Below are 12783 nucleotides of genomic sequence, written 5' to 3'. Positions count from 1 at the left end.
CTCTTCATGATCTGTTCTATCATTTGCTTTTCTGGCATTACATTCTTAGCCTTGCTTTCTGGCAGATCATAAAATATGTGGTTTAATAGTCCTCGTCGCCGTCATAGGAACCGCTGCTGATCGCTGAAAGGATGGTATCCTTATCCTGAGATGCAATGGCCGATTCAATCCTGCTTTTCAGTGCGGAATTGCTGGTGTTGGTCCCCACACCGATGGTCATTGGGGAAGAGGCATAGTGGCTGGTATTCACCACATCCCTGCTCACTTCTTCTCCATTTTCATAAACCACTTTCCAGAGCTGTGCGGAAAGTCCTTCACGGGCTCCGCTGATCACCTCATAGTAACCCACATACTCATCAGTCTCTACAAACCGGGTTCCTTCCGCTTCTTCTGTATCCAGTGTCTCACTGACATATTCGATGGTCCGGTTTTTATCCCGGGTCTCTTTGCCGTAAATATTAAAGGTCAGATATCCGTCTGAAAGTACACTCTCTATATAGATCGGTGTTTTATAATTATTTTTAAATTTCAGGTCTTTTACATCATCTGCGATCGCAGCATCCATAGACGGTTCTACGTAATCGATCAGCATGGAATGAGGCATACGCTCTGTAATCTCTACCTCTGCCAGAAGCAGCGCATTGTAAAGCGTGGTAGAGACCTGACAGATTCCGCCACCCATAGTCTGAACCACCTGGCCGTTCTCATAAGATCCGCCCTCGGTGTAACCATTTTCCTCGGTATAAGGCTCCATTGCTGCATTGGCGGAAAATTCTTCTCCCGGCTTCACCAGATGACCGCCGATATGGTTGGCTCCCGCCTCAACATTGATTGCCTTGGAAGATCCGTCGTCCCCGTAATAGGTCTGGAACGTTCCCAGCACATCCGACAGTTCTTTCAGATCGGACGCCTGAATCTCCGGCTTCGTCATCTTGCTTTTTGCCGTAATCGTTCCGTCTTCTCCCTGCCAGCCGTCATTTAAGTACTTTTCGATCACTTTGATCGTTGCTTTCACATCAACCGCTTCGCCTTCTTTGCCCTCGGTAATCACCGGTTTGCCCTTTTTCGTCACCATTGATGCATTGACCGGTCCGTCGTAGGAATTGGCACAGACTGTCTTTAGGATCTTTTTCGTTTTCTTTTCATTTACCGTGTATTGAAGTGGCACCGTATAGCCATTCTTTTTGCAGCATCGAATCTCTTTAAAACGTTTGAAAAGATTTCCTTCTTTTCCATAGTTCACGGCCTCTTTTGCCAAGTTTTTACCGTCCGCACTCAGTCCCATTTTTTTATAGGTGGTATCGCCGGAACTTTTCCCTGCCTTGATGGTCAGCGTTCCGTTCTGACATGCTTTCACCTGTTTTTCCACTGCTTTTTCCACTTGGGAAACCGTCATGCCGCTGACATCCAGATTCCCGACACGGACTCCTTCCAGTGCTGTATCTTTTGCATAGCGATGAATATAGAAAAACAGCAGAATCTGACAGAATAAGAAACAAATCAGTGCGCACGCAAACAAAACCACCGCTGCTCTCAGCCGTTTCTTCCGTCTGCGGATTTTTGCCCTCTGCTTCTTAGACATTCTTCGCATTCTGCTGTCTGCCATCGTTGCCCTCTCATTCTTCTTCGTGTTCGCCCGACGCTTCTTCCGGTTTTCTTTTCTCCGGATCTTTTCAGGAGAATTGATAGTTCATCTTTTCGGCCGGCAACCACTCAACCATAGTTTTTTCTCCGATTTCTCCGGTTCTCTAGACGATCAGATACGGAATAATCATCGTTCCGATCATTGCCACAATCACCAGTAAAATGATCACTGCCACGATCTTTCTGACTTTTTTATCATTCATATTCATAGATTGATTCCTCTTTTCTTCTTTGACAGTTTATTTTACCTTTTTTATATCAGGATTTCAAGAACCTTTGCTTTTTTTGTGATCGGATCTCGATGAAGATAATCGAAAGCATAGACCTGATGTCCCTGTCGTTCCAGATGTGTCATTTTCCGCATCTGCCTCCGGTCATATCCCCGAAATTCTTTCAGGAACAAATGCATCTCTTCTTCATGCTTATAGAAAATATTTTCCTCTTCTTTCGTCACAGTCGGTTCCCCGCAAAATTCCGGACGATTCTTGATATTTTCACACCAGTACAGGTCAAAGGTCAGCCGTCGCTGCAGCCGATCCAGTTTGCTCGGTGTGACTTCTTTCATAAAATCATACAGGATCTCATACCGCGCCAGTTTGGTATGGTTGACTTCCTGATAGCCATGCTCTTTATAATAATCTGCCAGATGTTCAAACAGGCGGAACGGATGCTTCATCCGCTGTACCAGTTCCGCAATGGTCTTATCAAACATTCCGCTGTTATAATAAACCTCTACCATGTCTTCCACTTCTTTCAGACGGATCACATCTTTATAAGAAAGCCATCTGGTAGACAGAACTTCAAACGGCGGCCGGTTCTGGTACTGCATTTTATAGGTTGCAGCCATCTCTTCCATATAAGAACCTTTCAGCACTTTCAAGAATCCAAGCTGTAACTGCTGTGGCCTTAATTTGAATACATCATCAAAGGATTGGCCGAATCTGCAGTAATTTTCATAGGGAAGTCCCGCGATCAGATCCAGATGTTGATGAATATTTCCCTTCTGATTGATCCGTTTTACTCTCTCCGCTACTTTTTCAAAATTCATCGTTCGATGGATTTCTTTCAAAGTCTCCGGATTGGTGGACTGAATCCCAATTTCGAGCTGCACCAGTCCCGGGCGCATATCTTCCAGCACTTCCAGTGACTCTTCATCCAACAAATCCGCCGCAATCTCAAAATGAAAATTGGTCACACCCTGATCATGCTCCTTGATATACTTCCAGATCTTGATCGCTCTCTTTTTGTTACAGTTAAATGTCCTGTCCACGAATTTTACCTGTGGTACTTTCTGATCGATAAAAAACTGTAATTCTTTGACCACTCTTCTTGCGTCCCGAAACCGCAGACATTTCTCCACCGAAGACAGACAGTAGCTGCAGGAAAACGGACATCCTCTGCTGGATTCATAATATACGATCTTATGCCGGAACAGATCCATGTCCTGATAGACAAAAGGCAGCTTATTCATATCCATGGTCTTCTGATCCGGGTTATTCCAGACCTCGCCGGCTGCCTCTTCCCAATACGTGATTCCATCCAGATCATAATACGCAACTTCTCCATTCCACGCATGCAGCAGTTGCACAAAAGTCTCCTCCCCCTCTCCTTTCATGATCCCGCGCACCATCGGATACGCTTCCAGCATTTCAACCGGGTGGTAAGTCACTTCCGGCCCTCCCAGCCAGATCATGGTCTTGGGCAGGATCTTCGGGATCTCCACCAGAAGCTCTTTCACCTGGGTAATATTCCAGATATAGCAGGAAAAACAGATCGCATCCGGCTGTTCCTTATATAAGTCCATCAGGATCTGATCCGTCAGTTGGTTGATGGTATATTCCTTGATATAGATTTCTTCCGAAAGCTCCGGCGCATTTTCCCTGGCATAAGCCTGCAGGCTGTAAACCGCAAGATTGGAATGTATATATTTTGCATTGATTGCCGCTAAAAGTATTTTCATTTGCTTTATCCTCCAGAAAATATTATCCGGTTTTATGCCTCGGATGTCAAGATTGTCCCCCTTGACATTTTCTCTGAAATGGAATAAAATGAAAGTCCGTGCAGCCGGGGTGTTAGCGGTACCTTGTACCTGCAATCCGCTACAGCAGGGGTGATATTACGCAGAGGGCTTTGATTTGTGGAGCTGCCTTTGGTAAGCGACGTTGATAACTGGGTCTCACGCGACGGAAATCTGTGAACCGTGTCAGGTCGGGAACGAAGCAGCACTAAGCAGAACCTTTCGGGTGCCGTGAGGGTGCCTGGTTTGAGTTGGCTGCCAAAGTAACGTCTGGGAATCCAGGTTCGAAGCGTAATGCACGGCTTGAAAAGACGAAAAGTGGTATTCGGATAATTTCCGGACACCACTTCTTTTTTATGCACTTTTATTCATTTTCCCGTTTTCAGTTTATTATCTGTCCCGATTCTTCCGCTGGCGCAGTTCTTTAAAAAACTGCTTCATCATCTGACTGCATTCTTCTCCCCTGACTCCCGTCACCAGTTCTGCCTGATGGTTGAACGCCGGAACCTGCAACAGATTAAAAACAGATCCGGCACAGCCCGCTTTCGGGTTCATACACCCCACCACAACCCGGGAGATCCGAGCCTGCACGATCGCTCCGGCGCACATCTGACAGGGTTCCAGGGTCACATACAAGGTACATTCTTCCAGTCGCCAATCCTCCAGCTTCTTACTGGCTTTTCGAATCGCCGAGATCTCTGCATGTGCCAGCGGATTTTTATCCGTGGTTCTCCGATTGTATCCACGGGCAATGATCTTCCCCTCGTGCACGATCACACAGCCGATCGGCACTTCCTGAATCGCATAGGCTTTTTTTGCCTGCTTAATTGCTTCTTTCATATAGATTTCATCCGCCTGTCGCTGTTCTCTCTGTCGTTCCAGCTCCCGCTCCATCTGTTCTTTTATCCGGTCTTCTCTCCGTTTTTTCATCTGATTCTCCACCTGCTTGCTTTTCCTGTTTTCCTGATATATGTATCATATATGTTCTTTTTCAAAGATTCAACCAATAATATAATAATAAAGCATTAAAAGGATCTTTTTCATGCAGTCAAACACTTCTTATCTTTATGAATATGAACACCATAAACGCCTGAGAAATGCGGGATTTTTAAAGTTTCATGCCTCTTCCGACCTTTATCTGATCCGACTTCATATAAAATCTCCCGTTCTCGGATCCGGGATTGCCTGGAACCTTCATGCATTTTCCACTGCCTCCGGCATCTGTACCTTATATCCGTTAGATACAGTCATCTCCGACCACCAGAGCCTCCATCTACAAATCTATTTGAGTGCAGAACATCTGCCTGCTACTGTCACGCTGTCGCAAATCGATGGACTCTGGCTCTCCGGTGATTCTTCCCATTATTTCGTTGCCTCCTGGCACCAGATTGTAATTCCTTCAGAGCATGTTCTGTTTTCTACGGAACCGGAAGACTCCTGCGAAGAAGCTCCCGGCAGCGATTCCGCTGCAAATTCCCAGCCTTTATCTGCCGCTTCGGAAACGATAGAGATTACTTCTTCCGAGACGGAAACCTCCCTGTCCGACGTCTGTGAAGCTTCGGAAAACCTTTCCCGGAAGACCTGTGCCGTGCAGCCTTTTGATAAAGTTTCTTCCACGCCTGCTCCGGCTAAATCTCCGGCTTCGCCTTGCCGCAAAATCTCCCGGCAGGATTTGAAACACCTGCCCCGAAGATACTGGGCCCTTGCCAACAACAGCTTTCTTCTGCACGGCTACTATGCCTATCATCACCTGATCTATATAGATCGAAACGGAAAAAGCTTTCTCGGTGTTCCTGGAATCTTTTCCCAGAAAGAACAGCGCGCCGCCAGATTATTTGGGTTCCCGGAATTTTCCAGAGAATATCTGAACACTCTGGAGTTAGATTCCGATGAATGCAGCGGATGCGATCATTTTGGCTACTGGATCCGGCCTGTTTTCTGATTTCACTCGCAAATTCTCTTTTTGTTGTATGTCAGGCAACTAATGCGTGCCTCATCATCCGAAATGTTTTTACGCATTTCGGGATTGCGAGTAATTGCCCGGGATTCACATCTGTCAATATAAGCCGATAACACAAAAACGGGGATATTGCCGGAAGAGCGTTCAACCGTTCCTTCTTTCGCAATATCCCCGCCTTTTTTGCGGTTTTACTCTATTCCTACTCTATCTTACTATTCTGCACTTCTGTTTTGTTCCCTCAGTGCGAAAAATCTTTCCGTTTTCGTGGAACCTTATTTCTGATTACTCTACGTCTTTCAGCGCTTCCAGATCTTCCTCGCCGGTCCGAACCTTCACAACTTTTTGTACGTTGTATACAAAGATCTTACCATCTCCGACATGACCGGTGTACAGAGTCTTCTTCGCTGTCTCAATGACTTTTTCCACCGGAATACTTCCAACGATGACTTCCAGTTTTACCTTCGGAAGTACCGTTACATCCATCTCAACTCCACGATATTTCTCTCCGGCACCTTTCTGGATTCCACAACCCATAACCTGTGTTACCGTCATACCTGTTACACCCAGATTGTTGAGGGCTGTTTTCAGTTTCTCATATCTGGACAGTTTTGCGATAATTACAACTTTGTGGATACCTGTCTCTGCATCTACCGGACCTGCAACCGGTACTGCCACTGCCTTCTGTACTTCAGATGCCCGTTCATAAGATTCTTCACCCAGTTCTGTATTTTCATTTTCAGCCATACCGCCTTCTGTAATATCCATAATACTGAATCCTGCGTAAGCAGATGCAAGACCATGTTCCATAGAATCCAGACCGACAATCTCTTCCTCTTCAGAAACACGAAGTCCGATGGTTGCTTTGATTGCTGAAAATACGATGGTCATTGTTACAGCTGTCCAAACCATGATTGCAAAGATTCCAAGAATCTGTGTACCTAAAAGTTTAAAGCCACCACCATAGAACAAACCATTCATCGTACATTCCGGTGCGCTTGTTGTTGCAAACAGACCAACTGCGATTGTTCCCCAGATACCATTGCAGCAGTGAACTGCTACGGCTCCAACCGGGTCATCTACATGAACCACATTGTCACAGAACCAAACTCCAAAAACTACCAGAAGTCCTGCAACTGCTCCGATAATCAGTGCTCCCAGACCATCTGTCACGTCACAAGATGCTGTAATTGCTACCAAACCTGCCAGAGATGCATTCAGACACATGGACACATCCGGTTTTCCATAACGAATCCATGTAAAGATCATACATACAACCGTTGCGGTTGCCGGTGCGATGGTTGTTGTCATAAAGATGGAAGCCAACTGCGGTCCTGTAGTTGCTGCCGCACCGTTGAATCCATACCATCCAAACCAGAGAATAAAACATCCCAAAGCTCCGATTACCAGGTTATGACCAGGAAATGCATGAACCTTTGTTACTTTTCCGGATTTATCTCTGGTAAATTTTCCAATTCTCGGTCCTACCATTGCTGCACCGATCAGTGCGGTCAAACCACCAACCGTATGAATCACTGCGGACCCTGCGAAATCATGAAATCCCATCTGAGCCAGCCATCCGCCGCCCCATACCCAGTGTGCTTCAATCGGATATACCACTGCTGAAATCACGCCGGAGTAAATACAATAGGATAAGAATTTTGTACGTTCTGCCATAGCTCCTGAAACGATAGTTGCTGCCGTTGCACAGAACACTAAGTTAAATACGAAATTAGACCAGTCGAAATTTGCATAATCTGTAAAGATTCCAAGATTCGGGATTCCGATGAATCCTCCCAGTGCATCTTCTCCTAAGAATAATCCAAATCCCAAGAAGATAAATACAACTGTTCCGATACAGAAATCCATCAGATTTTTCATAATGATGTTTCCTGCATTTTTTGCTCTGGTAAATCCTGTCTCTACCATTGCGAATCCAGCCTGCATAAAGAATACCAATGCTGCGCCGATCAGAAACCAGATGCCAAAAACTTCCGGCAACACGGCTTCTGTTACCTGTGTAATCAATTCTTGTGTCATAACCATTTCCTCCTCAATTCCTCTGAACAAATAAGGGCGCGTTTCCCGGAATCTTTACAATTCCACAGAAACACGCCCTTGTGTCTTCAGATACCTATGATAAAAAAGAAGAAGCGCCTTGAGATCTCTCTCAAAGCGCCCTTGCTTTTTATGATTGCAAGTTTATCCCCATTCCGGCTTAATGTCAAGCATTTTTCAGAGTTTTGTGAAATTTCCAGAATTTTTCAATCTTATTTTTTCTCTTTTGATGGATATTGACGAACAGAAAATCATTTGCTAGAATAAGAACCGGGAAAACTTTTGGTTTATGAAGCAATTATTTCGTTTCAAGCCAAAAAGAGTATAAATATTAATTGAATAAGGAGGAATCTATCTATGGAAAATCTTACATTTGGGGAGCAGGTGAAGATTGTCTTAAGTCGTAAAGGTATGACGATCAAGGAGTTGGCAGAGATCATTGAGGAGCGTACGGGCAAGAAAATGTCCCGTCAGAACCTGACTCAGCGCCTTGGCCGTGATAATTTTCAGGAGCAGGATATGCGCATGATCGCGTCCATCCTGGAATGCCCTCTTACCCTGGATATTCTAAGCGGTGTAGAACGCCACTCCGAGAAACCGATCCGTACTTCCAAGCCATCGCAGCGAACTTATACCGCACCGGCCCAATCTGTTGCACCCGTTTCTGCAGAAGCTTCAAATGAAAAAGTTCCTGTAAAAACCGAAGCCACAGCGGAAGTCACTCCCGCAGTATCAAATGTACCGGAAAAATCCATACAGGATGAAGCACCAGCGACAACTTCAGCTGCTACGAAAGACGAACGGGATATCACCATCGGGGAACTCTACAACGCACATAATGAATTGAATAAAATGGAAGAAGAAGTTCATACCGGCAAGATTCCGGTAGAAGAAATTCAGGCTGCACTGGCTCAGAACGATCCTCTGCAGGAAGAAATTTCTTCTCAGAACGCACAGATGGAACAGCAGGCTGCTGCGGATGAACCGACTTACCACCATCCACACTCCGCACCGATCGAACCGGACGATGATGATTTTGAGCCTATCATTTCCCGGGAAGATTTCGACGAAGACCTGGAACTCGGAGATGTAAATCCTTATACCGGTCACGAATACCAGACCAACAGCGTTCGTATGCATCCTTCCCGGATCGGATATGTTCAGGTTTACGATCGAACCAATCACAAATGGACCGACATGACGGAATGGGCATTTCTTGGCTATCAGGAGCGTAAGAAAGCGCTGCTTGGCAAGGAATACGATCCGCCGATTTATTTGGATTAATGAAATCCTTCTGAAAATGTAACAACAACTGTAGCAAACGATGTTTAACGGCTGGGAATCCGACTGCTTTATCCTCTCAAAAAAGCAGTCAGATTTTCCAGCCACTCATTTACGCGAAACAACGAGCCAAAGTCTGTGCTTGCACAAGACCTTGGCGGTGCTAAGCGCCAGTGACGCTCGTTCAGCACCGACCGAAGTGGAACGTAGACGCCGCGATAACTTGAGAACATAGTATAAAAAAGGAGAGAATTCTCATGGAATGGAACCGACTTCTCTGCCAAAAACGTATCCGTCAAAGTTCACATTCTGCTGCCGATAGCCGAATCAAAGACGGGTTTGATCTGCGCAACGAATTTGAAAAAGACTATCATCGCATTATCGGAAGTGCTTCTTTTCGCCGTCTTCAGGATAAGACACAGGTCTTTCCTCTGGATCAGAGCGATTTTATCCGCACACGACTGACCCATTCTCTGGAGGTTGCCTCTTTCGGGAAATCTCTGGGGCATAATATCGGGGAAAATATTTTAGCCAGCCACAAAGACTCCTCTTTTACTCCACAGATGAAAGAAGATATCTGCCACATCCTGGAATGTGCCGGTCTGATTCACGATATCGGGAATCCACCCTTCGGACATTTCGGAGAAGAAGCGATCCGGGACTGGTTTGCACAGAATCTGCCAAAACTTCAATTTTTCGATACGCCGGTCAGCGAATTGTTAAGCCCACAGATGTATCAGGATCTGATTCATTTTGAAGGAAATGCGCAGGCTCTTCGTCTGGTCACAAAATTACATTATCTGGTGGATGAGCACGGCATGAACCTGACCTTTGCTCTTTTAAACACCATCATCAAATATCCGATTTCATCCACGGATGTTCGACCGGATTCTGAAAATTTTCTGGAACATAAGATTGGATATTATCTGGCGGAACAGCCAATTTTTGAAACGATTGTTTCTGAGACAGGATGCGGGCATCATCGGCATCCTCTGACCTTTATTCTGGAAGCTGCCGATGATCTTGCCTATAAGACAGCCGATATTGAGGACGGGTTTGTAAAAGGATTCTTTTCTTACCGGACCCTCTTTGAAGAACTGCAGCATCTGGAACAGCAGTTTCCGGACAGTTCCTTCCCCGGCTCAAGAGCTCTGGAAAGCCTTTATCGTCGCGGTCAGAAAAAAGAAGTCCGCAATCCGGAATCCTATGCAGTCAAGAACTGGATCATTCAGATTCAGGGATTCCTGATCCAATGCGCCACTCAGGGATTTACCATGCACTATACAGATATCATGAACGGAACTTATGCCCACGATCTGTACTATGAAACTGCCGGTTGTCACCTGATGGATTTTCTGGGGGATGTGGCGTTTCGCTATGTCTTCTCCTCCAGCCAGATTTATCAGATGGAGATGCGGGAATCCGTGATCCTGAATTTCCTTCTGGATCAGTTTGTACAGGCCGCTCTGTATTACGATACAGATCAGTCATTAGGCACCATTGACAAAAGATACCTTTCCCTGATCTCCGACAATTACAAAACCGCTTATCGCTATCATTCCAGAGAATGTTCCCCGGAAGAAAAGCTGTATCTGCGGCTTTTGCTTGTCACAGACTACATCTGCGGCATGACAGACAGTTATGCCTTGCGGTTATATAAAGAACTGAATCTGATGATTTGATGATCCGATTCTTCCGCATGTTCCTGTGTGATCGCTGTAAAGCCCATGATCGCATTCACCGGGGTCTGGTATTCCTTCAGGTCCCTCCGTTGTTCCCCCTCGCCGAAGCTTTTTACTCCTGTTGCATAACTCTCTGAAGTTTGTCCTGAATCTCCACGAATGCCTCCAGCAGAATCGGATTGAATGTACCACATTCTCCATTCAGAATCATCTGCATTGCCTTTTCATGCGAAAATGCTTCCTTATAAGCCCGCTTACTGATCAGTGCATCATACACATCTGCCAGGGATACCACCTGAGCCGCAATCGGAATTTCTTCCCCTTTCAGTCCATCAGGATACCCCTTGCCGTCGTACCGCTCATGATGCCATCTGCAGATCTGTCTGGACAATTTGATCATCGGCTCATCTTTATACCGTTCCATATGATCCAGCATCGATGCTCCGATCACCGTATGCTGTTTCATCTGTTCAAATTCTTCTTTCGTCAGTTTCCCCGGTTTGTTCAGGATCTTCTCATCAATTCCGATCTTTCCGATATCATGGAACGCTGACGCCATGGAAATCATATAACAGTCATCCGGGCTCAGATTATAATGATTGGTCTTTTCTACCAGATGCTCTAACAAAAGCCTGGTCAGCAGATTGATGTGCATGACATGGAGTCCGCTCTCGCCGTTTCGGAACTCTACGATCTGACTTAATGCCTCTACCATCATCTGATTATTCTTCTCTTTTTCCTGTAGCTGATCTGTAAGAAGCATCATCAGTCTTCTCTGCTTTGCATACAGCTTGATCGTATTAAAAACTCGCTGGTAAACAACCTGTCCGTCAAAAGGACGCCGGATATAATCTGACACACCGAATTTGAAGGCTTTTCGGATGTAACTCTGTCCTTCCTCACCGGAGATCATGATCACCGGAATATCTTCCAGCCAGTGTCTCCGATTCATTTCCATCAGAACTTCGAATCCATCCATCACCGGCATTATAATATCCAGAAGTACCAGAGAAACATCTCTGCCATATTTCTTCAACATCTCAATGCCTTCCTCACCATTTGCTGCTTCCATCAGATCAAAATCTTTTTTCAGCATTTCTTTTAAAATTTCACGATTCATTTCCGAATCGTCCACTACCAGAATCTTCTGCTTCGGACCCCCTTTCTCCTGTTCCTCTTCTATCGCATCCCGTTCTGTCAGTACCATATTTTTATTACGTTTTGCCTGATACATCAGCTTATCTGCACGCTGAACTGCCTGTTCAATGGTCTCTCCGGCACAGATCACGCCACCGGCACTGATGGACATTTTCAGATTCTGATATCCCATCACACTGCTGTTGTGGATCTCTTCCTGAATCTTCTTCAGTTTTTCCGCAAAGACACCTCCCTCAATATCCGGCATCACCAGCAGAAACTCATCCCCGCCAAACCGGATCAGCTTATCCGATTTACGGATATTGTTCCGAATCACGTCAACAACGATATACAGTGCCAGATCTCCGGTCTGATGACCATAAGTATCATTGTATAGCTTGAAATCATCCAGATCGATCAGCGCCACACCGGCACTTTCCTTTTTCCTCCGCAGTTCGTCCTCATAATATCTCCGGTTATATGCATCCGTCACCGCATCCCGGTACAGTTTATCGTTGTAATGAACAAAGAGATCCACCAGTTTTTCATGGTTTGCTTCCCCGATAGACCAGTCATTGTCCAGACACCGGATCAGCTCCATGATATAAGGCTCTTCGTCCACTTCAATATAGCGGGCAATCACCTGATAAATCCGGCCTTCCATGACTTCCAGTTTGCCCTTTGACTCTTTTGTAAGAATTGCTCGCAGAGATACGCAGTTTTCACAGCGCTGCTCTTTCTTCCAGTAATCATAACAATATCTCTTTTCCGATTCCCGCTCTTCTTCCTTTTTCTCCGGCCATTCCCAGCTTCCTTCTGCACAGGCCATCTCACTGACTTTTAAAAGTCTCACCACATCAAAAATTTTCTGAAAATTCTGTACTTCCACTTCTGCCTGTTCTTTTGTCATTTTATCATCTTCTCTCACGTTTTTTCCTCCGGATTCCTGTCCTGTTCGTTTCGGGGTTCAAATTTTCCAATCCATCTCTGTCTTTTGTCCGTTTTAT

At 45.5% G+C, this 12783-nt stretch carries 8 protein-coding genes and 1 other RNA gene; 4 read left to right on the top strand and 5 right to left on the bottom strand.

Going from position 1 to position 12783, the window contains the following annotated elements; genetic code table 11:
- Positions 1-82: 82 nt before the first annotated feature.
- Together KGMB01110_RS09655 and KGMB01110_RS09650 are read right to left on the bottom strand one after the other, a co-directional pair.
- Complete coding sequence (locus tag KGMB01110_RS09655; RefSeq protein ID WP_119298135.1) at positions 83-1606, bottom strand: VanW family protein; 1524 nt, start codon at positions 1604-1606, stop codon at positions 83-85.
- A gap of 291 nt (positions 1607-1897) precedes the next feature.
- Entirely contained in the window at positions 1898-3604 is a 1707-nt protein-coding gene (locus KGMB01110_RS09650) for a B12-binding domain-containing radical SAM protein (protein ID WP_117604286.1), read from the bottom strand.
- 96 nt (positions 3605-3700) lie between these two features.
- Here KGMB01110_RS09650 and ffs point away from each other — a divergent pair.
- An RNA gene (gene ffs, locus KGMB01110_RS09645) (signal recognition particle sRNA large type) lies at positions 3701-3963 on the top strand.
- 88 nt (positions 3964-4051) lie between these two features.
- On the opposite strand, the gene tadA is transcribed toward ffs, so the two are convergent.
- Positions 4052-4555 (bottom strand): tRNA adenosine(34) deaminase TadA, encoded by a 504-nt coding sequence (gene tadA / locus KGMB01110_RS09640; RefSeq protein WP_117604311.1) that lies wholly within the window; start codon positions 4553-4555, stop codon positions 4052-4054.
- A 148-nt stretch (positions 4556-4703) separates the two neighbouring features.
- Between tadA and KGMB01110_RS09635 the strand changes: the two genes are divergently transcribed.
- Positions 4704-5603, top strand: coding sequence for a DUF6128 domain-containing protein (locus tag KGMB01110_RS09635; protein ID WP_119298134.1), 900 nt, complete (start codon positions 4704-4706; stop codon positions 5601-5603).
- Between the two features lie 300 nt (positions 5604-5903).
- Here KGMB01110_RS09635 and KGMB01110_RS15540 read toward each other — a convergent pair whose 3' ends face one another.
- A complete protein-coding gene (locus KGMB01110_RS15540) occupies positions 5904-7658 on the bottom strand; it encodes an ammonium transporter (protein WP_119298133.1) in 1755 nt (584 codons plus the stop codon).
- Between the two features lie 375 nt (positions 7659-8033).
- Here KGMB01110_RS15540 and KGMB01110_RS09625 point away from each other — a divergent pair, with 375 nt between their 5' ends.
- Both KGMB01110_RS09625 and KGMB01110_RS09620 read left to right on the top strand, forming a co-directional pair.
- Positions 8034-8960, top strand: a complete 927-nt coding sequence (locus KGMB01110_RS09625; protein WP_119298132.1) for an RAD23 family protein — start codon at positions 8034-8036, stop codon at positions 8958-8960.
- Positions 8961-9214: 254 nt separating this feature from the next.
- Positions 9215-10639, top strand: coding sequence for a deoxyguanosinetriphosphate triphosphohydrolase (locus tag KGMB01110_RS09620; protein ID WP_119298131.1), 1425 nt, complete (start codon positions 9215-9217; stop codon positions 10637-10639).
- A 112-nt stretch (positions 10640-10751) separates the two neighbouring features.
- On the opposite strand, the gene KGMB01110_RS09615 is transcribed toward KGMB01110_RS09620, so the two are convergent.
- Positions 10752-12704 (bottom strand): diguanylate cyclase, encoded by a 1953-nt coding sequence (locus tag KGMB01110_RS09615; protein ID WP_243112771.1) that lies wholly within the window; start codon positions 12702-12704, stop codon positions 10752-10754.
- Positions 12705-12783 lie beyond the last annotated feature (79 nt).

This window comes from Mediterraneibacter butyricigenes (assembly GCF_003574295.1).
Lineage (GTDB): Bacteria > Bacillota > Clostridia > Lachnospirales > Lachnospiraceae > Mediterraneibacter_A > Mediterraneibacter_A butyricigenes.
This window is presented reverse-complemented; position numbering and strand designations above follow the sequence as displayed.

What these genes read in the sequence shown, in the direction of transcription:
- KGMB01110_RS09620 (WP_119298131.1), top strand. Translation starts at nt 9,215, where the DNA reads ATGGAATGGAACCGACTTCTCTGCCAAAAACGTATCCGTCAAAGTTCA.
- KGMB01110_RS09635 (WP_119298134.1), top strand. Translation starts at nt 4,704, where the DNA reads ATGCAGTCAAACACTTCTTATCTTTATGAATATGAACACCATAAACGC.
- KGMB01110_RS15540 (WP_119298133.1), bottom strand. Translation starts at nt 7,658, where the DNA reads ATGACACAAGAATTGATTACACAGGTAACAGAAGCCGTGTTGCCGGAA.
- KGMB01110_RS09655 (WP_119298135.1), bottom strand. Translation starts at nt 1,606, where the DNA reads ATGGCAGACAGCAGAATGCGAAGAATGTCTAAGAAGCAGAGGGCAAAA.
- KGMB01110_RS09625 (WP_119298132.1), top strand. Translation starts at nt 8,034, where the DNA reads ATGGAAAATCTTACATTTGGGGAGCAGGTGAAGATTGTCTTAAGTCGT.
- KGMB01110_RS09650 (WP_117604286.1), bottom strand. Translation starts at nt 3,604, where the DNA reads ATGAAAATACTTTTAGCGGCAATCAATGCAAAATATATACATTCCAAT.
- tadA (WP_117604311.1), bottom strand. Translation starts at nt 4,555, where the DNA reads ATGGAGCGGGAGCTGGAACGACAGAGAGAACAGCGACAGGCGGATGAA.